20 protein-coding genes are annotated in these 20,644 nt (G+C 61.7%); 14 read left to right on the top strand and 6 right to left on the bottom strand.

Translation table 11 applies throughout. From position 1 onward, the window contains the following. The 4 genes from B9N88_RS25390 to B9N88_RS25375 are packed head-to-tail and all read left to right on the top strand — an operon-like array spanning position 1 to position 3,480. Positions 1-921 carry a metal ABC transporter substrate-binding protein gene (locus B9N88_RS25390; RefSeq protein ID WP_027607123.1) on the top strand — a complete coding sequence of 307 codons (921 nt, stop codon included), beginning with the start codon at positions 1-3 and terminating at the stop codon, positions 919-921. Beyond that, positions 918-1,664 (top strand): metal ABC transporter ATP-binding protein, encoded by a 747-nt coding sequence (locus B9N88_RS25385; RefSeq protein ID WP_027607122.1) that lies wholly within the window; start codon positions 918-920, stop codon positions 1,662-1,664. The genes B9N88_RS25390 and B9N88_RS25385 overlap by 4 nt, the downstream gene beginning before the upstream one ends. Then, complete coding sequence (locus B9N88_RS25380; RefSeq protein WP_027607121.1) at positions 1,661-2,560, top strand: metal ABC transporter permease; 900 nt, start codon at positions 1,661-1,663, stop codon at positions 2,558-2,560. The genes B9N88_RS25385 and B9N88_RS25380 overlap by 4 nt, the downstream gene beginning before the upstream one ends. Next, positions 2,560-3,480 (top strand): metal ABC transporter solute-binding protein, Zn/Mn family, encoded by a 921-nt coding sequence (locus B9N88_RS25375; protein WP_027607120.1) that lies wholly within the window; start codon positions 2,560-2,562, stop codon positions 3,478-3,480. The genes B9N88_RS25380 and B9N88_RS25375 overlap by 1 nt, the downstream gene beginning before the upstream one ends. 19 nt (positions 3,481-3,499) lie before the next feature. Here the strand turns inward: B9N88_RS25375 and B9N88_RS25370 are convergent, their stop codons facing one another. Continuing rightward, a complete protein-coding gene (locus B9N88_RS25370) occupies positions 3,500-4,213 on the bottom strand; it encodes a UTRA domain-containing protein (RefSeq protein ID WP_027607119.1) in 714 nt (237 codons plus the stop codon). Positions 4,214-4,560: 347 nt separating this feature from the next. Between B9N88_RS25370 and B9N88_RS25365 the strand changes: the two genes are divergently transcribed. From B9N88_RS25365 to B9N88_RS25340, 6 genes are all read left to right on the top strand, one after another. Continuing rightward, positions 4,561-5,637 (top strand): ABC transporter substrate-binding protein, encoded by a 1,077-nt coding sequence (locus tag B9N88_RS25365; RefSeq protein ID WP_027607118.1) that lies wholly within the window; start codon positions 4,561-4,563, stop codon positions 5,635-5,637. A 189-nt stretch (positions 5,638-5,826) separates the two neighbouring features. Next, positions 5,827-6,633 (top strand): alkaline phosphatase family protein, encoded by an 807-nt coding sequence (locus tag B9N88_RS25360; RefSeq protein WP_027607117.1) that lies wholly within the window; start codon positions 5,827-5,829, stop codon positions 6,631-6,633. Further along, positions 6,630-7,475 (top strand): ABC transporter permease, encoded by an 846-nt coding sequence (locus B9N88_RS25355; RefSeq protein WP_027607116.1) that lies wholly within the window; start codon positions 6,630-6,632, stop codon positions 7,473-7,475. The genes B9N88_RS25360 and B9N88_RS25355 overlap by 4 nt, the downstream gene beginning before the upstream one ends. After that, a complete protein-coding gene (locus B9N88_RS25350; RefSeq protein WP_027607115.1) occupies positions 7,462-8,262 on the top strand; it encodes an ABC transporter permease in 801 nt (266 codons plus the stop codon). Before B9N88_RS25355 ends, B9N88_RS25350 begins: the two co-directional genes overlap by 14 nt. Next, positions 8,259-9,248: an ABC transporter ATP-binding protein gene (locus tag B9N88_RS25345; RefSeq protein WP_027607114.1), complete on the top strand. Its 990-nt coding sequence runs from the start codon at positions 8,259-8,261 to the stop codon at positions 9,246-9,248. Before B9N88_RS25350 ends, B9N88_RS25345 begins: the two co-directional genes overlap by 4 nt. A 30-nt stretch (positions 9,249-9,278) precedes the next feature. Beyond that, positions 9,279-9,932: an HAD family hydrolase gene (locus B9N88_RS25340; RefSeq protein WP_027607113.1), complete on the top strand. Its 654-nt coding sequence runs from the start codon at positions 9,279-9,281 to the stop codon at positions 9,930-9,932. Between the two features lie 96 nt (positions 9,933-10,028). On the opposite strand, the gene B9N88_RS25335 is transcribed toward B9N88_RS25340, so the two are convergent. Further along, positions 10,029-10,991, bottom strand: coding sequence for a zinc-binding dehydrogenase (locus B9N88_RS25335; RefSeq protein ID WP_027607112.1), 963 nt, complete (start codon positions 10,989-10,991; stop codon positions 10,029-10,031). Between the two features lie 138 nt (positions 10,992-11,129). On the opposite strand from B9N88_RS25335, the gene B9N88_RS25330 reads away from it, so the two are divergent. Next, positions 11,130-13,211, top strand: coding sequence for a carboxy terminal-processing peptidase (locus B9N88_RS25330; RefSeq protein ID WP_174562728.1), 2,082 nt, complete (start codon positions 11,130-11,132; stop codon positions 13,209-13,211). A gap of 118 nt (positions 13,212-13,329) precedes the next feature. Then, positions 13,330-15,099 carry a bifunctional diguanylate cyclase/phosphodiesterase gene (locus B9N88_RS25325; RefSeq protein WP_043293707.1) on the top strand — a complete coding sequence of 590 codons (1,770 nt, stop codon included), beginning with the start codon at positions 13,330-13,332 and terminating at the stop codon, positions 15,097-15,099. Here the strand turns inward: B9N88_RS25325 and B9N88_RS25320 are convergent. The 4 genes from B9N88_RS25320 to B9N88_RS25305 form a co-directional block, all read right to left on the bottom strand. Next, positions 15,096-15,467, bottom strand: coding sequence for a hypothetical protein (locus B9N88_RS25320; RefSeq protein WP_005786715.1), 372 nt, complete (start codon positions 15,465-15,467; stop codon positions 15,096-15,098). The two genes, B9N88_RS25325 and B9N88_RS25320, sit on opposite strands and share 4 nt — an antisense overlap. Continuing rightward, on the bottom strand, positions 15,464-15,802 hold the full coding sequence (locus B9N88_RS25315) for a helix-turn-helix domain-containing protein (protein ID WP_027607109.1): 339 nt from the start codon (positions 15,800-15,802) through the stop codon (positions 15,464-15,466). The genes B9N88_RS25320 and B9N88_RS25315 overlap by 4 nt, the downstream gene beginning before the upstream one ends. Before the next feature lie 93 nt (positions 15,803-15,895). Continuing rightward, positions 15,896-16,354 carry a YkvA family protein gene (locus B9N88_RS25310; protein WP_027607108.1) on the bottom strand — a complete coding sequence of 153 codons (459 nt, stop codon included), beginning with the start codon at positions 16,352-16,354 and terminating at the stop codon, positions 15,896-15,898. Between the two features lie 311 nt (positions 16,355-16,665). After that, positions 16,666-17,397, bottom strand: coding sequence for an FKBP-type peptidyl-prolyl cis-trans isomerase (locus tag B9N88_RS25305; RefSeq protein ID WP_012723274.1), 732 nt, complete (start codon positions 17,395-17,397; stop codon positions 16,666-16,668). 258 nt (positions 17,398-17,655) lie between these two features. Here B9N88_RS25305 and B9N88_RS25300 point away from each other — a divergent pair, with 258 nt between their 5' ends. Both B9N88_RS25300 and B9N88_RS25295 read left to right on the top strand, forming a co-directional pair. Then, positions 17,656-19,464, top strand: coding sequence for a di-heme-cytochrome C peroxidase (locus B9N88_RS25300; RefSeq protein ID WP_027607107.1), 1,809 nt, complete (start codon positions 17,656-17,658; stop codon positions 19,462-19,464). Further along, entirely contained in the window at positions 19,461-20,627 is a 1,167-nt protein-coding gene (locus B9N88_RS25295; RefSeq protein ID WP_043293703.1) for a catalase family protein, read from the top strand. Before B9N88_RS25300 ends, B9N88_RS25295 begins: the two co-directional genes overlap by 4 nt. Positions 20,628-20,644: the final 17 nt, after the last annotated feature.

Raw genomic sequence — 20,644 nt, 5'->3', positions numbered from 1 at the left:
ATGTCTATTTCATCGCCCTTGTTGCGCGTGTTTCTGGTTGGCCTGTTCAGCCTGATACTCGCTCCCCTCGCGAATGCCGAAGCGGCCAAGCGCCTGCGTATCGGCATCACCCTGCACCCTTATTACAGCTACGTGGCCAATATCGTCGGCGACAAGGCCGACGTCGTGCCGCTGATCCCGGCCGGCTTCAATCCCCACGCCTACGAGCCACGTGCCGAAGACATCAAGCGCATCGGCACCCTGGATGTGATCGTGCTCAACGGCGTCGGCCATGACGATTTCGCCGACCGCATGATCGCCACCAGCGAGCGCCCGGACATCCCGGTGATCGAAGCCAACGCCAACGTGCCGCTGCTGGCGGCCACCGGCAACGCCGCGCGCGGTGCCGGCAAGGTGGTCAACCCGCACACCTTCCTGTCGATCAGTGCGTCGATTGCCCAGGTCAACAACATCGCCCGCGAACTGGGCAAGCTCGACCCGGACAATGCCAAGACCTACACCCAGAACGCCCGCGCCTACGGCAAACGCCTGCGGCAGATGCGCGCCGATGCCCTGGCCAAGTTGACCGGCGCACCCAACCCGGACCTGCGCGTCGCCACCGTGCACGCGGCCTACGATTACCTGCTGCGCGAGTTCGGCCTGGAAGTCACGGCCGTGGTCGAGCCGGCCCACGGGATCGAGCCGAGCCCCAGCCAGTTGAAGAAGACCATCGACGAACTGCGCGCCCTGGACGTCAAGGTGATCTTCTCGGAGATGGATTTCCCGTCCACTTACGTCGACACCATCCAGCGCGAATCCGGGGTCAAGCTGTACCCGCTGTCGCATATTTCCTACGGCGAATACAGCGCTGAAAAATACGAAGTGGAAATGACCGGCAACCTTAACACCGTGGTACGGGCGATTCAGGAGTCCGGGGCATGACCGCAGCGCAGCAACTTAAGGTCGCGAGCGTCGGCCCGACCCTCGACTTCGACCAGGTGTCCCTCACCCTGGGCCGCACCGTGATCCTCGACGGCGTGAGCTTCCAGGTGCAGCCGGGCAGCATCCATGCGCTGGTGGGGCCGAATGGCGGCGGCAAAAGCTCGCTGATCAAGACCCTGCTGGGGCAAACACCGCACCAGGGGCAACTGAGCCTGCAGTGGCCGGGCACGCCCGGCACCATCGGTTATGTGCCCCAGGCGCTGGAGTTCGACCGGGGCCTGCCGATGACGGTCGACGATTTCATGGCCGCCATGTGCCAGCGGCGCCCGGCGTTCCTGGGGTTGTCCAAACATTACGCCGCCGCGATTGGCGAGGCGCTGGAACGGGTCGGCATGCAGGACAAGCGCAAGCGGCGAATGGGCGCGCTGTCCGGCGGTGAGCGCCAGCGGGTGTTGTTGGCCCAGGGACTGATCCCGGCGCCGCAGTTGCTGGTACTGGATGAACCGATGTCGGCCCTCGATGAAGCGGGTATCCAGGTGTTCGAACGCCTGCTCAATGACTGGCGCCTGGCCGGGATCACCGTGCTGTGGATCGAGCACGACCTGGAAGCCGTGGGCCGCCTGGCCGACCGCGTCACCGGCCTGAACCGCCGCCTGCTGTTCGACGCCACGCCGAAAGAGGCGCTGACCCCGGAGCGCCTGCTGACCCTGTTCTCTACCCACCCTCGGAGCCCGGCGCCATGAGTTATGAAGCGTTTCGCCTGATGGTCCAGGGCTGGGCCTCATCCGGTTACCTGCCGGAGGCACTGGCCTATGGTTTTGTGGTCAACGCCCTGCTCGCCGGTCTGCTGATCGGCCCGGTACTGGGCGGGCTGGGCACGCTGGTGGTGGTCAAGCGCTTTGCGTTTTTCTCCGAAGCGGTCGGCCATGCCGCACTGACCGGCGTGGCCGTGGGCATCCTGCTGGGTGAGCCCTACACCGGGCCCTATGGCAGCCTGTTCGGTTACTGCCTGTTGTTCGGCATCCTGCTCAACTACCTGCGCAACCGTACGGGCCTGGCGCCGGATACCTTGATCGGCGTGTTCCTGTCGGTGTCCCTGGCATTGGGCGCCAGCCTGCTGCTGATCCTGGCGGGCAAGATCAACGTGCACATCCTCGAAAACGTGCTGTTCGGTTCGGTGCTCACGGTCAACGGCAACGACCTGCTGGTACTGGCGATTGTCGGCGCCCTGGTGATGGCCCTGGCGCTGCCGCTGTACAACCGCATCATGCTCGCCAGCTTCAACCCGCAATTGGCAGCGGTGCGTGGTGTGGCGGTGAAGACCCTGGACTACCTGTTCGTGATCCTGGTGACGCTGATCACCGTGGCGGCAGTCAAGGTCATCGGCGCCATCCTGGTGGGCGCGCTGCTGGTGATTCCGGCGGCGGCGGCACGCTTGCTGAGCCAATCGCTCAAAGGCTTCTTCTGGATCTCGGTGGTGATCGCCACCGTCAGCACCCTGTGCGGGATCCTGTTGCCGATCATCTTCGACCTGCCCATCCCCTCCGGTGCCGCGATCATCCTGATGGCCGGTATCGCTTTCGCCCTTGCCGCCGTCGCGCGGGGCACCGTGCCCAGCCTTAAAGGGAACCTTGGATAATGCGCTCCGTTCTTCAACCTCTGGCCCTGGCCATCGCTTGCCTGATCACCACGCCGCTGATGGCGGCCGAAGTGGGCAAACCTGCTGCTCACGCGGCCAAACCGGTCAAAGTCCTGGCCTCGCTGCCGATCACCTATGGCCTGGCGCAGGTGCTGCTCAAGGGCACCGATGTGCAGCTCGAGCGCGCGGCGCCGGCCAACCTGCCGGGCTCGCGGCAGGTGTCGTACTTCACCGGCCGTGGCGCGCCGGCACTGAACACCCTGGCCCAGGACGCCGACGCCGCCATCGGCGTGCGCTCGCTGTGGGCCGATGACCCGCTCTACCCCGTGGCACGGCGCAGCAATATCCGCATCGTCGAAATCGATGCGGCACGCCCGGTGGATGGCGGCCTGCCGGGCATCGCCGTGCAACCTGGCGTCGCCGATGGCTTGAACAGCCAGCCGTGGCAATCGAGCAACAACCTGGGGCGCATGGCCGATGTCCTGGCCGCCGACCTGAGCCGCCTGGCACCGGGCGCCAAGGCGAAGATCGACGCCAACCTGGCCGCCCTCAAGCAACGCCTGCTCAAGCTCAGCGCCGACAGCGAGGCGCGACTGGCCAAGGCGGACAACCTGAGTGTGGTCAGTTTGAGCGATCACTTTGCCTATCTGATCAGCAGTTTGAATCTGGAACTGCTCAGCACCGATGCCCGGCCCGACGCCGATTGGACACCTGAGGCGTTACAGAAGCTCAGTGCCGAGCTGAAGGACAACGACGTGGCCGTGGTGCTGCATCATCGCCAGCCGAGTGATGCAGTGAAAGCCGCCATCACGGCAGGCGGTTCAACGCTGCTGGTATTGAACGTAGACGGCGCGGACCCGGTATCGGAGCTGGAGAGCAATGTGGACCAGGTGATCAAGGCACTCACGCCGGATAGCTGAGTGACAGAGCCTTGGTGGGTTAAACCACATCCACGCCGACATGAATCGCATCATGCCGCCAGAATTCCAGGTCGCAGTCGATCAAGCGCTGGTGCTGGTCATAATTGACCCGGGCGATCCGCAAGCCCGGGCTGCCCACCGACACGCGCAATGCCGCCGCCGCTTCCACCGGCAATGAGGTCGGCACGATCTCGAAGCGCACCCGCCCGTAGTGCAAGTCGTACTTGCGCGCATACAACTCGGTCATCGACTGATTCAGGTCGCACTCGAGAATCCCCGGGAAATACTGCGGGTTCAGGTAGTGCTCCACATACAACACCAGCCGCCCGTCAATCCGCCGTCCCCGGCAGATCTGGATCACGCTGGACAACGCCGGCAGCTGCAACCACGCACACACCGCGGCCGAGGCCGGCTGCAGCCGCGCACTGATCACTTCGGTGGATGCCACCCGCCCCTGGTCGTTGACCATCGCGTGAAAGTGGCTGCGCTGCATCAGGTTGTAGGCCAGCCGAGGCGGCGAGACAAACCAGCCACGACGCTCCTCGCGATAAATCTGCCCTTGGGCCTCCAGTTGTAACAAGGCTTCCCGCACCGTAATTCGAGTGGTACCAAACAACTCGCTGAGCTTGCGCTCGGCGGGCAGCTTGCTTGCAGGCGCCAACAGGCCGTGGTCGATCTGCTCTTGCAGCGCCAGGCCGATGGATGTCACCGCCTTGATTGCCTCATCACGCATCAACGTTACCTATCTGGACTAGACCAGCACTGTTCAGGTGCACAAACCGCTGCATAAATGGGCTTGCACGACTGCTTGCCAGCCTAGGCACTCCTGATGACCGACAGATGACAGTCCCTGCCGCGTCCCTGCACCACACCCTGCAATACATCGGCCAAGTCCAGTCTCTGCGGGCACTTGAGCATGGTCTACGCTAAGTCTGCGCCGAGCGACATCAAGGCTATGAAAACGACATCGACATGAAACTGTCATCCATCGCGTCTAGATTGGCTCAGGTATTGCTCTGACCTAGACCAACAACACCGTAGAAAACACCGCCGCGTTGAAAACGCCCAAAGGAGCTTCGGATGAAACAGCTTTTCCTGGCATCACTGTTAGGCTCGACCATTGCCATGTGCACCGCCGCCATGGCCGCTGATACCGATCTAAAAACCTTGGAGGCCGCCGCGAAGGCGGAAGGTGCCGTCAACAGCGTCGGCATGCCCGATGACTGGGCCAACTGGAAAGGCACCTGGGAAGACCTGGCCAAGACCTACGGCCTCAAGCACATCGACACCGACATGAGTTCGGCCCAGGAAATCGCCAAGTTCAAGGCCGAAAAAGACAACGCCAGCGCCGACATCGGCGACGTAGGCGCCGCCTTCGGCCCGATCGCGGTGAAGCAGGAAGTCACCCAGCCGTACAAGCCGTCCAACTGGGCTTCGGTGCCGGATTGGGCGAAAGACAAGGACGGTCACTGGGCCCTGGCCTACACCGGCACCATCGCGTTCATCGTCAACAAGAAGCTGCTGCACGGCTCCGAAGTCCCTACCAGTTGGGCTGACCTGCAAACCGGCAAATACAAAGTCTCGGTGGGTGACGTGAGCACTGCGGCCCAGGCCTCCAACGCCGTACTCGCCGCCGCCATCGCCAATAAAGGCGATGAAAAGAACATCGCCCCGGGCCTGCAATTCTTCACCAAGATCGCCCAGCAAGGTCGCCTCGGCCTGTCCAACCCGACCATCGCCACCATGGAAAAAGGCGAAGTCGAAGTGGGTATCGTCTGGGATTTCAACGGCCTGAGCTACAAAGCCAAGATGGCCAACCCGGATGACTACGTGGTGCTGATCCCATCGGACGGTTCGGTGAAATCCGGCTACACCACCATCATCAACAAATACGCCAAGCACCCGAACGCCGCCAAGCTGACCCGCGAATACATCTTCAGCGACGCCGGCCAACTCAACCTGGCGCGTGGCAACGCACGTCCGATCCGTGCCGAAACCGACCTGAAGCTGCCGGCCGACATCGCCAAGAACCTGATCCCGGGCGAGCAATACACCAAGGCCAACCCGCAGCCGATCAAGGATGCCGATGCCTGGGAAGCGACTTCCAAGAAGCTGCCGCAACTGTGGAACGAGCAGGTCATCGTAGAGATGAAGTAAGGGTTTATCCCACATTGGAGCTCCAGTGGAGATCCAATGTGGGAGGGGGCTTGCCCCCGATGACGGTGGATCAGCTAACAAATTCGTTGAATGACACACCGCTATCGGGGGCAAGCCCCTTCCCACATTTTTGACCCCGTTCCTCCAGAGGAATTGAGCCAAGTCAATCATTGCGGAGCGTCGCCCCCCATGAAGCACCCCGTCATCCTTGTCGTGCTCGACGGCCTTAACTTCGAGGTTGCCCGGCACGCCATGGGACACTTGCAGGCCTATGTCGGCGCAGGACGCGCAGCCCTCTACAAGCTGGAATGTGAACTGCCCGCCCTGTCCCGCCCGCTGTACGAATGCATCCTTACCGGTGTGCCACCGATCCACAGCGGCATTGTCCACAACAACGTCTCGCGCCTGTCCAACCAGCGCAGCATTTTCCATTACGCCACCGACGCCGGCCTTACCACCGCAGCGGCGGCTTACCATTGGGTCAGCGAGTTGTATAACCGCACGCCCTTTCTCGCCGCACGGGATCGTCATACCGACGACAAGACGCTGGCGATCCAGCACGGGCATTTCTACTGGAATGACCACTACCCCGATTCCCACCTGTTCGCCGACGCCGACAGCCTGCGGCTCAAGCACGCGCCGGACTTTATGGTGGTGCACCCGATGAACATCGACGACGCCGGCCACAAGCACGGCCTCGACACACCGCAGTACCGCAACAGTGCACGCTCGGCCGACATCATCCTGGCCGACTACCTGCAAGCCTGGCTGGATGCGGGTTACCAGGTGCTGGTGACCGCCGACCACGGCATGAACAACGACCGCTCCCATAACGGTCTGCTGCCGGAAGAACGGGAAGTGCCGCTGTTCGTCCTCGGCGATGCCTTCAGCCTGGACACCCACGCCGCACCGAAACAGACCGAGCTGTGCGGCACCGTCTGCGAACTGCTGGGCGTACCCCACGACAAACCTGTGTGCCGGGAGTTACTGAAGTGAGTTCAATATCCCGCGGAAAATGGCTGGCCCTCCTGTGCCTGGTGCCTTTCGCGCTGTTCTTTATCGTGTTCGAAATCGCCCCGCTGGTATGGGTGCTGATCAATAGCCTGCAGACCGAAGACACCGGCTGGGGGCTGGACAACTTCACGCGCATCTTCAGTTCGAAGTTCTACCTGCAGGCCATCCAGTTCAGCCTGGAGATCAGCTTCTACTCGAGCATCTTCGGCATCATTATCGCCACGCTGGGCAGTTACTCCCTGCGCCGGGTGGATTCGCCGCTGCGCAACTTCGTCACCGCCTTCGCCAACATGACCAGCAACTTTGCCGGCGTGCCCCTGGCCTTCGCGTTCATCATCCTGCTGGGGTTCAACGGCAGCATCACCATCATGCTCAAGCAAGCCGGGATCATTCAGGACTTCAACCTGTACTCCAAGACCGGCCTGATCATCCTCTATACCTACTTCCAGATCCCCCTCGGCGTGCTGCTGCTCTACCCAGCCTTCGACGCACTGCGTGAAGACTGGCGTGAGTCGGCGGCCCTGCTCGGCGCCAATGGCTGGCAGTTCTGGCGGCACATCGGCCTGCCGGTGCTCACGCCGGCGCTGCTGGGCACGTTCGTGATCCTGCTGGCCAATGCCCTGGGTGCCTACGCGACGGTCTACGCCCTGACCACCGGGAACTTCAACGTGCTGCCGATTCGTATCGCCGGCCTGGTGTCGGGGGATGTGTCCCTCGATCCAAACATGGCCAGCGCCCTGGCCGTGGTGCTGGTGGCGCTGATGACCGTGGTCACCGTGGTCCATCAACTGCTGCTCAAGAGGAGCTACCATGTCTCGCGCTGAAGCCGGCCCGGCCTCCCTCTACCACCGCGTGGTGGTGTACCTGTTGTTCGCGATCCTGGTGCTGCCGCTGATTGGCACCTTCGTATACTCCATTGCCAGCAGTTGGTCGGCAACCATTCTGCCGGCGGGCTTCACGGTGAAGTGGTATGTGCAGCTGTGGAGCGACCCACGCTTCCTGATGGCCTTCGGGCAATCCTTGCTGGTGTGCGTGGGTGCGTTGATCCTGTCGGTGGTGTTGATTCTGCCGCTGTTGTTCGTGGTGCATTACCACTTTCCCAGGCTCGACGCCTTGATGAACATCCTGATCCTGCTGCCCTTCGCGGTACCGCCGGTGGTGTCGTCGGTGGGCCTGCTGCAACTGTACGGCTCCGGGCCGTTGGCGATGGTGGGCACGCCGTGGATCCTGATCGGCTGCTATTTCACCGTGGCGCTGCCATTCATGTACCGGGCGATCACCAACAACCTGCAAGCCATCAACCTGCGCGACTTGATGGACGCCTCGCAACTGCTTGGCGCCAGCACCTGGCAGGCCGCGATCTTCGTGGTGCTGCCCAACCTGCGCAAAGGCCTGATGGTGGCGCTGCTGCTGTCGTTCTCGTTCCTGTTCGGTGAGTTCGTGTTCGCCAATATCCTCGTGGGCACCCGCTACGAAACCCTGCAGGTGTACCTGAACAACATGCGCAACAGCAGCGGCCACTTCACCAGCGCCGTCGTGATTTCCTATTTCTTCTTTGTGCTGGTGCTGACCTGGGCCGCCAATATCTTGAACAAGGACAAAAGCCAATGAGCTTCGTCAGCGTCCAACACCTGCAAAAAGGCTACGCCGGCACCCCGGTGTTCAGTGATATCAACTGCGAAATCGCCAAGGGTGAGTTCGTCACCCTGCTCGGCCCATCCGGTTGCGGCAAGTCCACCCTGCTGCGCTGCATCGCCGGCCTGACCGCGGTGGACAGTGGGAAAATCCTGCTGGACGGCCAGGACATCGTTCCGCTGAGCCCACAGAAACGCAACATCGGCATGGTGTTCCAGAGCTATGCGCTGTTCCCCAACATGACCGTGGAACAGAACGTCGCCTTCGGCCTGCGCATGCAAAAGGTCAACGCCGATGACAGCCACAAGCGCGTGCAGGAAGTGCTGCAACTGGTGGAACTCAAGGACCTGGCCGGCCGCTACCCGCACCAGATGTCCGGCGGCCAGTGCCAACGTGTAGCCCTGGCCCGCTCCCTGGTCACCCGCCCGCGCCTGTTGCTGCTGGATGAGCCGCTGTCGGCGCTGGATGCACGGATTCGCAAGCACCTGCGCGAACAGATTCGCCAGATCCAGCGCGAACTGGGGTTGACCACGATTTTCGTAACCCATGACCAGGAAGAAGCCCTGACCATGTCGGACCGGATCTTCCTGATGAACCAGGGCAAGATCGTGCAAAGCGGCGATGCCGAGACCCTCTACACCGCACCGGTGGATGTATTCGCTGCCGGTTTCATCGGCAACTACAACCTGCTGGACGCCGACAAGGCCAGCCAACTGCTGCAACGTCCGATCAGCGGGCGCATCGCGATTCGCCCGGAGGCCATCGAACTGAGCCGCAACGGCGAACTCGACGCGATGGTGCGCAGCCACAGCCTGCTGGGCAACGTGATCCGCTACCGTATCGAAGCCCGTGGCGTGGAATTGGTGGTGGACGTGCTCAACCGCTCGGCGGACGATCTGCACCCGGACGGCCAGCGCCTGGCACTTTCCATCGACCCCAGTGCGCTGTGTGAAGTAGCCTGAGCAGCAGTGAATCTTGAGAGAGCGTAACGGATGGCATTGGTAATTTTTGATTTGGACGACACCCTGATCCATGGCGACTGCGCCACCCTCTGGAGCGAACAGATGGGCCGCCTGGGCTGGGTCGACCCGGCGTCGTTCATGGGCAGGAACAACGAGCTGATGGACGCCTACAGCCGCGGCGAGCTGGCCATGGAAGACTTCATGGACTTCAGCCTGGAACCGATGATCGGCCGCACCCCGGAGGAAATCGAGCATTTGGTGGAGCCATGGGTCGAGGATGTGATTGAACCGCTGATCTACAGCGACGCCACCAGGACCATCGCCCGCCACCGCGCCAACGGCGACCGGATCCTGGTGATCTCCGCCTCGGGGACTCATCTGGTGAAACCGATCGCGGCGCGTATCGGCATTGATGAGGTGCTGGGGATTGAGCTGGAAGTGAGTCATGGCGTGTACAGCGGCCGTACCGTCGGTGTACTGACCTACCGCGAAGGCAAGATCACACGCTTGCTGGAATGGCTGGAACAGGAAGGTGAATCGCTGGACGGCGCGTATTTCTATTCGGATTCGCGCAATGACTTGCCGTTGTTGCTGAAGGTGGAGCACCCGCAGGTGGTGAACCCCGACCCGGTATTGCGCGCCCACGCCGAAAAATCCGGCTGGCCAATCCACCACTGGGTCTGACACCGCCTATCCCGACTTGAAATCCAATCAAAGGTGGGAGGGGTAAGTCGAAGCGTCGCACCGCCCCTCCCACATCGACCCTATTCCAATCCGGGATCAGGTCAGGCTTTCGTCAATCACCAACACCAGCTTCCCGGCAATCTGGTTAGTCGCCAACTCGGCAAACGCCGCCTCGGCATCCTTGATCGGGAACGTCCTGGCCAATTGCGGGCTCAGGCGACCTTCGGCAAACAACGGCCATACATGCTGGCTCAGCTCGCTGAACAGGTCGGCCTTGAACTGATCGTCACGGCTGCGCAGGGTCGAACCCAGCAGTTGCACACGCTTAGCCAGCACCTGGGCCAGGTCCAGTTGCGCCTCGCGGCCGCCCATCAAGCCGATCAACACCCAGCGACCGTCCAGCGCCAGCAGCTTGAGGTCCAGCGCGGCGTAGTTGCCGCCGACCGGATCGAGGATCACATCGAATGGCCCGAAATCCCGCAGCCCTTCGATACCGTCAGTGCGTACTACGCCGCCCTGGGCGCCCAGGTCTTCACAGTAGGCCAGGCGCTGCGCCGAGCCGACGCTGACCCAGCACGGGCTGCCAAATGCCTTGCACAGCTGGATGGCCGCCGAGCCCACGCCACTGGCGCCGGCGTGCAGCAACACTTTCTCACCGGGCTTGAGGCCCGCCAGTTGGAACAGATTGAGCCACGCGGTGCTGTACACCTCCGGCAGCGCCGCCGCTTCGACCAGCGACAGACCTTCCGGTACCGGCAGCACATGACGTGCATCCACCACCACTTCTTCGGCCATGCCGCCACCGGCCAGCAGTGCACAGACGCGATCGCCCACCTGCCAGGACGAACCCGGGCCCACTTCGCTGATCACCCCGGAACACTCCAGGCCCAGCACAGCACTGGCGCCAGGCGGTGGCGGATAGAGCCCTGCACGCTGCAATAAATCGGCGCGATTAAGGCCCGCAGCCGCCACGCGAATGCGAACTTGGCCTACATCACATGTAGGACTGGGTTCGTCCAACCACGCCACATGACCTTCAACGCCTTGCAATGCTTTCACAGTGCCTCCATAGTGAGTCTGGACTGAGCCCGTAGCAGTAGCGCCGGGCTTTTTGCATTATGCGACCGGCCCCTATGGAACCGGCAACTTCAAAGACGGCCTAATATGCGTTATCAATTGCCCCCGCGTCGAATCAGCATGAAGCATCTGTTCCCCAGCACCGCCCTCGCTCTTTTCATTGGTATCGGCTTCGCGTCGATGTCGACCAATACGTTCGCAGCCAACAGCTGGGACAACCTTCAGCCGGACCGCGATGAGGTGATTGCCAGCCTTAACGTCGTCGAGTTGCTCAAGCGTCATCACTACAGCAAGCCGCCGCTGGACGACGCGCGCTCGGTGATCATCTACGACAGCTACCTCAAGCTGCTGGATCCGTCGCGCAGCTACTTCCTGGCCAGCGATATCGCTGAGTTCGACAAGTGGAAGACGCAGTTCGACGACTTCCTCAAGAGCGGCGACCTGCAGCCCGGCTTCACCATCTACAAGCGCTATCTGGATCGCGTGAAAGCGCGTCTGGACTTCGCCTTGGGTGAGTTGGACAAGGGTGTCGACAAGCTCGACTTCACCCAGAAGGAAACCCTTCTGGTGGACCGCAAGGACGCGCCTTGGCTGACCAGCACCGCCGCCCTCGACGACCTCTGGCGCAAACGCGTCAAGGACGAAGTGCTGCGCCTGAAGATCGCCGGCAAAGAGCCCAAGGCCATCCAGGAGCTGTTGACCAAGCGCTACAAGAATCAACTGGCGCGCCTGGACCAGACCCGTGCCGAAGATATCTTCCAGGCCTACATCAACACCTTTGCGATGTCCTACGATCCGCACACCAATTATCTGTCTCCAGATAACGCGGAAAATTTCGATATCAACATGAGTCTGTCCCTGGAAGGCATCGGTGCCGTCCTGCAAAGCGACAATGACCAGGTGAAGATCGTGCGTCTGGTGCCGGCCGGTCCGGCAGACAAGACCAAGCAGGTGGCGCCTGCCGACAAGATCATCGGTGTGGCCCAGGCCGACAAAGAGATGGTCGATGTGGTCGGCTGGCGCCTGGACGAAGTGGTCAAGCTGATCCGCGGGCCGAAAGGCAGCGTGGTGCGCCTGGAAGTGATTCCGCACACCAATGCACCGAACGACCAGACCAGCAAGATCGTGTCCATCACCCGTGAAGCGGTGAAGCTCGAAGACCAGGCCGTGCAGAAGAAAGTCCTCAACCTCAAGCAGGATGGCAAGGACTACAAGCTGGGCGTGATTGAAATCCCGGCCTTCTACCTGGACTTCAAGGCCTTCCGTGCCGGTGACCCGGACTACAAGTCCACCACCCGCGACGTGAAGAAAATCCTTACCGAGCTGCAGAAGGAAAAAGTCGACGGCGTGGTCATCGACCTGCGCAACAACGGCGGCGGTTCCCTGCAGGAAGCCACCGAGCTGACCAGCCTGTTTATCGACAAGGGCCCGACCGTGTTGGTACGCAACGCTGACGGCCGTGTCGACGTGCTCGAAGACGAGAACCCGGGTGCCTTCTACAAAGGCCCGATGGCGTTGCTGGTCAACCGCCTGTCGGCTTCGGCTTCGGAGATTTTCGCCGGCGCCATGCAGGACTATCACCGTGCATTGATCATCGGCGGCCAGACCTTCGGCAAAGGCACCGTGCAGACCATCCAGCCGCTGAACCATGGCGAGCTCAAGCTGACGCTGGCCAAGTTCTACCGGGTGTCCGGGCAAAGCACCCAGCATCAGGGCGTACTGCCGGACATCGATTTCCCGTCGATCATCGACACCAAGGAAATCGGCGAAAGCGCCCTGCCGGAAGCCATGCCGTGGGACACCATCCGTCCTGCAATCAAGCCGGCCTCGGACCCGTTCAAGCCATTCCTCGCGCAGTTGAAGGCTGACCACGATACCCGCTCCGCCAAGGATGCCGAGTTTGTGTTCATCCGCGACAAGCTGGCCCTGGCCAAGAAGTTGATGGAAGAAAAAACCGTCAGCCTCAATGAAGTGGACCGTCGTGCACAGCACTCCGACATCGAAAACAAGCAACTCGCCTTGGAAAACATCCGCCGCAAGGCCAAGGGCGAAGAACCCCTCAAGGAGCTGAAGAAAGAAGACGAGGATGCGCTGCCGACCGAAGCGGATAAAACCAAGCCGGAAGACGACGCTTACCTGGCCGAGAGCGGCCGGATCCTGCTGGACTACCTGAAAATCACCAAACAGGTGGCCAAGCAGTAAATGATGGCGATTTAATGTGATCGCTCCCTGAAGTGTCATCATATAGACATCATTCTGTCGTGAAATGAAGGACCGTCGGCGTAACGCCCACGGTCCTTTTTTTTCGATCGAGATCGCCATGACCATGACCGAACAGCTGAGTGCATTGGGCTCTATCCTGGCTCAAGGCAGTTTGCACAGCCTGTTCCAACCGATCATCTGTCTGTCGGAACGGCGCATCCTCGGCTACGAGGCCCTCAGCCGCGGCCCGTCGAACAGCCCGCTGCACTCCCCCATCGCGCTGTTCTCGGTGGCGCGCCATGCCGGACGCCTCAGCGAACTGGAAATGGCCTGCCGCGAAAGCGCATGCCGCCGCTTCAGCGAGCAAAAGCTGCCGGGCAAGCTGTTCCTGAATGTCTCGCCCGAATCCTTGATGGAGACCGCTCATCAACCGGGCCGCACCCTGCAATTGCTGCGCGACTTCGGCATTCCGCCGAGCCAGGTGGTGATCGAACTCACCGAGCAGACCCCCACCGACGATTTCGACCTGCTGCAAACCGCCCTGCACCATTACCGCAACATGGGCTTTTCGATTGCCTTGGATGACTTGGGTGCCGGCTATTCCAGCCTGCGCTTGTGGTCGGAGCTGCGCCCGGATTACGTGAAGATCGACCGGCACTTTATCGACGGTATCCATCAGGATGCGCTCAAGCGTGAGTTTGTCGGCTCTATCCTGCAGATCGCCAGGGCCTCACGGGCCCAGGTGATCGCCGAGGGCATCGAATTGCCGGAAGAGCTGGCGGTATTGACCGAGATGGGCGTCGACCTGGTCCAGGGTTACCTGCTCTGCCGTCCACAGGAGCAGCCGCCACAGGAAGCGCGCCAGATGCTGCCCAAGCCCGACCAGGCCAATGTGGCCCTCAGCGAAGAAGCCGGCGACCTCAGCGCCCTGCTCAGCGAACAACCGGCGGTCGATCAGGACACCGCCACCGCCCAGGTGTTGGAGGCGTTCCGCCGCCAGGCTAACCTTAACTCCCTGGCGGTGCTGGATGGACGCGGCCACCCGGTAGGGATCGTGCACCGGCATTCACTCTCCGATGCGCTGCTCAAGCCGTTTGCCACCGACCTGTTTGCGCGCAAGCCCATCAGCCGGCTGATGAGTACGGATTTTCTGGCGGTGGAGTTGAGCCAGTCGCTGCAACAGGTCAGCCGCCTGCTGACCAGCCGCGCACGGCAACGTATCGAAGAAGATTTCATTATCACCCTCAATGGCGATTACCTCGGCCTGGGCCGGGTAATCGATGTACTCAAGCTGATCACCGAACTGAAAATCCAGCAGGCGCGCTATGCCAACCCGCTGACCCTGCTGCCCGGCAACGTGCCGATCCAGCAGTGCCTGACGCGACTGTTGCAGCAACAGCGGGAATCGGTGATCTGCTACGTGGATATCGACAGCTTCAAGCCGTTCAACGACATCTACGGCTACGGACGTGGGGATGAGGTGTTGCTGTGCCTGGCGCAGTGCCTGAACGACCGGGTCGACCCCAGCCGCGACTTTGTCGGGCACATCGGTGGCGATGACTTTCTGCTGGTATTGGGGCCACAGGATTGGCGCAAGCGGCTCAACCAGCTGCTGGACGATTTCCATACCCAGTGCCGGCGCTTCTACCGCGCCGAGCACCTCGACGCCGGCTGCTTCGTGGCGCTGAACCGCCAGGGCGTACGCCAGGAGTTTGCGTTGCTGTCATTGTCGATCGGGGTGGTGCATTTGTATCCACAGGCCTGTGGACAACTCGATGCCAGCCAGTTGGCGGAACTGGCCTCGCAGGCCAAGCACCATGCCAAGGATATGACCGGCTACAGTATTCACGTGATCGACAGCATGGACATGTTGCCCCAGGCACTTTAAGCCTCGGCAGACTCCGGATACTCGTATTCGAACACCCGCACCACTTCCGAGGCATGCCAGGAGGCGGCGGCCACACCATCGGACGGCCCGCTGAAACGCCCCAGGCGCTCCACACATTCAAAGAACCCGGTACGCGGCAGGCGACTGGCGCCCTGGCTGATCACCAGGGAGCTGCGCAACGGTTGCTCGGCCTTGGCGTCCAGCGCCGCCAGGTGCTCCAGGGCAGCGGCCAGGGTTTGCATCGCCGGCGTCGGAAACTGCAGGCGCTCCAACAGTGCCCGGTAGGTCAGCAGATGGCGCTGGCGGCGCGCCTGGTCCAGTTCGTTAAGTAACCCATCCCAATGTTGACGACTGATACGTAGGCTCAAGATTCATCCCTCCACCCTGTAACGCCCAATTCCCAGGCCAGGCTGCGGCGGATTGCGGCATCCGGCTGACGTTCACCACTTTCGATCAATCCGAGATACGAGGGGCTGATGCCCACGGTGCGGGCCAACGCTTCAATCGCCAGGCCCTTGGCTTCACGCAAGCCGCGCAGGTCTGCGAGCGGGCGCAAATCCTGGTCAGGTGCGGCGTGTGCAGTAGGAGAAGGCGTCGGTGAAGGCTGTTGCTGACCGGCGGCTTTTAGCAGCGCCTGGTACTGATCCCATGGCAACACCGCGTACTCGGGTTCGCCATTGCGTGAAATTATCTGAATATCCATGACCGCCCCGTAGGATAACTGCACTTACTGAGTAAGCTCTTTCCTTAGGAGTGTAATCCTAACAGCCACAAAGGTCGCAGGGGGATAGCCACGTCATCCGTTTTTTTGCGGGTTTTCCTTGGCCAGCAAGGCCGGGGTGGCAGGCAAACGCTCAACCACCGCGAGTTTTTCCGGGCGCTGTGCGTCACGCCAGGCGCGAAACGCGCTCAGTTCGCCTTCCAGGGTCTTCATGACCCACGCCAGTACCGCGATGTCGTCGAGCATGCCGAACATGGGGATAAAGTCCGGGATCGCATCAATCGGGCTGAGGAAATACATCAACCCCGCCACCACAGAGATCAGTGCCTTGGGGCTGATGGCCCGGTACTCGCCACGCCAGTAGGCCAGGCACAGGGATTGAAGCAACTTGAGATCATCCTTGAGCTTACCCAGGCGGTTGCCCTGGCTGGAGCCTTTGGCGGCGACAGCGAACAGCAGGGTCGGCAAACGTCCACGGCCCAGCAAGCGTGCAGCCATGGGCAGGAAACGGGTGAAATTGAAGGGTGGTTTCATCTGTCACTCCAGTTCCATCAAACAGAAAGGTTATCCACACAAATTGTGGATAACCTTGTGAACAGAGCCTGTTTTACCGGCTGAAAGCCACGGTCTACAAGGCTTCCAGTCAGATCGGGCGTTTTTTGCGCACATCAAAAAAACCCAAGAATTCATTGACTTGGCGCAGATGTGCCGATACCCGTACTCGAGCCTTACATCAGACTGTTACAGCGTACGGGCGTTCGATCGGATGTCTACAGGTACTGATTTGAAAACCCCGAAAACAACAACGCCCCGTCAAGACGGGGCGTTGTGTGTTCAAGCGCCGATTACTTCTTGGCGGCAGGTGCAGCAGGGGCTTCAGCCTTGGCTGGGTCCTTGATGGCCAGCAGTTCCAGGTCGAATACCAGCACCGAGTTGGCCGGGATTGCCGGGCTCGGGCTCTGGGCGCCGTAGGCCAGGTCGGACGGGATGTACAACTCGACCTTCTCGCCAACGTGCATCAGTTGCAGGCCTTCGACCCAACCAGGAATCACGCCGCTGACCGGCAGGTCAATCGGGCTGCCGCGATCCACGGAGCTGTCAAAGGTGGTGCCGTTGGTGAGCTTGCCGGTGTAGTGAACAGTCACCACGTCAGTCGGCTTAGGCTGTGGGCCGTCGGCTTTCTTGGTGATCTTGTACTGCAGGCCGGAAGCGGTGGTGACTACGCCGTCTTTCTTGGCGTTGTCTTCGAGGAATTTCTTGCCGGCGGCTGCCGACTCTTCGCTCATTTTGGTCATGCGTTCTTCAGCACGCTTCTGCAGTGCGGCAAACGCTTCAACCAGTTCGTCGTCTTTGAGCTTCTGCTCTTTCTTGCCGACGGCATCTTCGATGCCCTGGGCTACCGCTTTGGAATCCAGGTCATCCATGCCTTCCTGGGCAAGGCTTTTGCCCATGTTCAGGCCGATGCCGTAGGAAGCTTTCTGCGCCGGGGTTTTCAGCTCTACGCTGGTCTGCGAATCACAACCCGCAAGTACCAGGCTAACCAGGGCCACCGCCGCCGCCAACCGATGCTGTTTCATGCTATTTCCTTGTTCATGCGCCAAAAGGGCATTCGAATAAAGTCGCGAGCTTATCAGGCGGCCACGACCAATGGCTACCGGCATGTGAGCAGGAAACTTCCGATAAGTTCACGTGTTTAAAAGCATTTTCATTCATTATGGGAGCCCGCGACGGATCGCGGGACCGCCTCTCATCTGACTCATGGCCACTTGCCGCACCCGTGGCGTAGTGGCATAACAACGCGACCACTCGACAAGGCCGAGACAAGGATAGCCATCTTGCGCATTTTTTCCCGTGTTTTACTGCTGATACTCATCGCGCTGGGCCTGATCCTGGCCGTGGTGCTGTACTACACCGTCAACCCCAGGCTGCCCGACTACGTGCCGGTGGAACAGGTGCACTACCAGGACCAATGGAGCGCCGCCGACCGCCAGACCTATTACTTCACGCCCCAGGGCACCCAAGTAAAAGGCCTGCACTACAACTGGTTCACCGCCCTGGAACTGCCGTTCTCCGAGCGGCGTTTTGCCACGCCGGAGTACCTGGCGCGCTTCGGTTTCCTGGTGGACCCCAAGCAGGTACCCACCACGCAAAACCCCGGCAACCTGCCCGTGGGCTTCGCCCGGCACAAAAACGCCGACAGCAACGTCGAGTACCTGGATATTACCTGTGCCGCCTGCCATACCGGCGAATTGCACTTCAAGGGCCAGGCCCTGCGTATCGACGGCGGCTCGGCCCAACACGTACTGCCTTCCAGCGTACCCACCTTGCGCGGTGGCAGTTTCGGCCAGGCCCTGGTCGCCAGCCTCGCCGCCACCTACTACAACCCCTGGAAATTCGAGCGGTTTGCCCGCCAGGTGCTGGGGGATCGCTACGACGCCGAGCACAGCCAGTTGCGCGAGGACTTCAAACAGTCGCTGAACCAGTTCCTCAAGGTCGCCTGGAACGACACCCACCGCGGCCTCTACCCCACCGAAGAAGGCCCGGGCCGCACCGACGCCTTTGGCCGGATCGCCAATGCCAGCTTTGGCGATGCCATTTCGCCAGACAACTACCGCGTCGCCAATGCGCCGGTGGACTACCCGCAGCTGTGGGACATCTGGACCTTCGACTGGGTGCAATGGAACGGCTCGGCCCAGCAACCCATGGCGCGTAATATCGGTGAAGCCCTCGGTGTAGGCGCAACGTTGAGCTTTTTCGACGCCGCCGGCCAACCGCTTCAGGGCGATGCGCGCTACCCGTCGAGCGTCAGGGTGCGTGACCTCAACCGGATCGAAGAAACCCTGCAACGCCTCAAACCACCGACCTGGCCCGAGGACTTGTTCGGCCCCGTCGACAAGCCCCTCGCCGCCCAGGGCCGCGCGCTGTTCGCCGAGAACTGCGCCGGCTGCCATGTGCCGGCCGTCACCGAGGAACATGGCCGCCCGGTGCAGCAGCTGAAAATGCTGCCGGTGGCGTACATCGGCACCGACCCCGGTACCGCCAGCAACATTGCCGACCAGCGCTATGACCTCAGCGCCCTGCAGTGGGACCCGGCGGAACTGGCCAAGCTCAATGTCGAACTGCACCCCACCCCCACCGAGCCGCTGGACCTGAAGAAAATGTCCGTGGCCAAGGGCCTGGCCTACGTCACCGCCTTCGTCGAAGACCACGCCTACCGCGCCGCCGGCGTCACCCCGGCCGAGCGCCCGCGCCTGGATGGCTACGGCCTGCCCATTGGCGTGCGCGAGTTGCGTGCCTACAAGGCCCGCCCGCTGGCCGGTGTATGGGCGACCCCGCCGTTCCTGCACAACGGCTCGGTGCCGACGATCTACCAGTTGCTCTCGCCTCAGGATGAACGCAGCACCACCTTCTATAAAGGCACCTTCAACTACGACCCGCGTCACCTGGGCTTTGAGACCGCAGCGTTCAAGAATGCCTTCCTGTTCGATACCAAACTCACCGGCAACCACAACAGCGGCCACGAATTCCGTGCCGGCAAGCGTGGCAATGGCGTTATCGGCCGCAGCTTACTGCCGCAGGAACGCTGGGCACTGCTGGAATACCTCAAAGTGCTGGGCGGCCCGCTGGAGCAACAACTGCCATGATGATCCGATCTCGATACGACCAACCTTCCCTGCTCGCCCGCCTGTGGCTGCGCCTTGGCCGGTTTCTCGGCAAGACCCTGTTGTGGCTGGTGGGCCTGGGCCTGCTCGGCTGGCTGGCGAGCACGGCGTGGTTTGCCTGGCAGCACAGCGGACCGGTGTCGCCGGACGAGCAGATCCCTGCGGGTGAAGCGGCAATGACCCAGGGCATTATCCAGACCGCCGTGCGCATCGTTGACCAGCATCGCGAAGGCACGCGCTACCTGCGCGATGCCCACGCCAAGGCCCATGGTTGCGTGAAAGCCGAAGTCAGTGTGCTGGCCGATCTCGACCCGGCGTTGCGCCAGGGTGTATTTGCCGAACCAGGCAAGACCTGGCAGGCCATGATGCGCTTGTCCAACGGCAACGCCTACCCGCAGTTCGACAGCATCCGCGATGCCCGGGGCATGGCGCTCAAGTTGCTGGACGTGCCGGGCAAACAATTGCTCGCCGACCAGCAGGCCCGCACGGAACAGGACTTCGTGATGTTCAGCCACCCGAATTTCTTTGTCAGCGATGTGGCGGAGTACGCGCAGAACATCGGCGCCCAGGCGGATGGCAAGAAAGTCCTGGCGTTCTTCCCCAAGGCCGACCCGCGCAGCTGGCAGGTGCGTCACCTGTTTATCGCCCTGGCAACCCTGGCACCCGCACCGGCCAGCCCGACGCAGACCACCTATTTTTCGGTATCGCCCTACAAGTTCGGCGCGGCCAATGCCAAGTTCCGTGTGGCGCCCGACCCACAGAGCTGCCCGGAATACGCCCTGCCCAAGCAGAACCAGGACCTGCCGAACTTCCTGCGCAGCGCCTTGAGCCAGCAGCTGTCCACCGACCGCGTGCCGGCATGTTTCGTGTTGCAGATCCAGCGGCAGAACCCGCAGAAGTTCATGCCGATCGAAGACACCAGCATCGAGTGGAAGGAGAGCGATGCGCCCTACGAGAGCGTAGCCAAGGTGCGGATCCCGGCCCAGGACTTCGATACGCCCGAGCAGAACCTGGCGTGTGACAACCAGTCGTTCAACCCATGGTTTGGCGTGACCGAGCACCGCCCCATCGGCGGCATCAATCGCTTGCGCAAGGCGGTGTATGAAGCGGTCAGCGATTACCGCCACAGCCGCAACGCCCCGTAAAGACTGCGTAACAACGG

The sequence above is a fragment of the Pseudomonas sp. LAMO17WK12:I1 genome (genome assembly GCF_900177315.1).
Lineage (GTDB): Bacteria > Pseudomonadota > Gammaproteobacteria > Pseudomonadales > Pseudomonadaceae > Aquipseudomonas > Aquipseudomonas marginalis.
This window is presented reverse-complemented; position numbering and strand designations above follow the sequence as displayed.

Excerpts from the sequence above, each read along its gene's own strand:
- B9N88_RS25295 (WP_043293703.1), top strand. The coding sequence starts at position 19,461 with ATGATGATCCGATCTCGATACGACCAACCTTCCCTGCTCGCCCGCCTG.
- B9N88_RS25345 (WP_027607114.1), top strand. The coding sequence starts at position 8,259 with ATGAGCTTCGTCAGCGTCCAACACCTGCAAAAAGGCTACGCCGGCACC.
- B9N88_RS25390 (WP_027607123.1), top strand. The coding sequence starts at position 1 with ATGTCTATTTCATCGCCCTTGTTGCGCGTGTTTCTGGTTGGCCTGTTC.
- B9N88_RS25305 (WP_012723274.1), bottom strand. The coding sequence starts at position 17,397 with ATGAAACAGCATCGGTTGGCGGCGGCGGTGGCCCTGGTTAGCCTGGTA.
- B9N88_RS25325 (WP_043293707.1), top strand. The coding sequence starts at position 13,330 with ATGACCATGACCGAACAGCTGAGTGCATTGGGCTCTATCCTGGCTCAA.
- B9N88_RS25375 (WP_027607120.1), top strand. The coding sequence starts at position 2,560 with ATGCGCTCCGTTCTTCAACCTCTGGCCCTGGCCATCGCTTGCCTGATC.
- B9N88_RS25360 (WP_027607117.1), top strand. The coding sequence starts at position 5,827 with ATGAAGCACCCCGTCATCCTTGTCGTGCTCGACGGCCTTAACTTCGAG.
- B9N88_RS25365 (WP_027607118.1), top strand. The coding sequence starts at position 4,561 with ATGAAACAGCTTTTCCTGGCATCACTGTTAGGCTCGACCATTGCCATG.
- B9N88_RS25370 (WP_027607119.1), bottom strand. The coding sequence starts at position 4,213 with ATGCGTGATGAGGCAATCAAGGCGGTGACATCCATCGGCCTGGCGCTG.
- B9N88_RS25330 (WP_174562728.1), top strand. The coding sequence starts at position 11,130 with ATGAAGCATCTGTTCCCCAGCACCGCCCTCGCTCTTTTCATTGGTATC.
- B9N88_RS25310 (WP_027607108.1), bottom strand. The coding sequence starts at position 16,354 with ATGAAACCACCCTTCAATTTCACCCGTTTCCTGCCCATGGCTGCACGC.
- B9N88_RS25385 (WP_027607122.1), top strand. The coding sequence starts at position 918 with ATGACCGCAGCGCAGCAACTTAAGGTCGCGAGCGTCGGCCCGACCCTC.
- B9N88_RS25315 (WP_027607109.1), bottom strand. The coding sequence starts at position 15,802 with ATGGATATTCAGATAATTTCACGCAATGGCGAACCCGAGTACGCGGTG.
- B9N88_RS25380 (WP_027607121.1), top strand. The coding sequence starts at position 1,661 with ATGAGTTATGAAGCGTTTCGCCTGATGGTCCAGGGCTGGGCCTCATCC.
- B9N88_RS25350 (WP_027607115.1), top strand. The coding sequence starts at position 7,462 with ATGTCTCGCGCTGAAGCCGGCCCGGCCTCCCTCTACCACCGCGTGGTG.
- B9N88_RS25340 (WP_027607113.1), top strand. The coding sequence starts at position 9,279 with ATGGCATTGGTAATTTTTGATTTGGACGACACCCTGATCCATGGCGAC.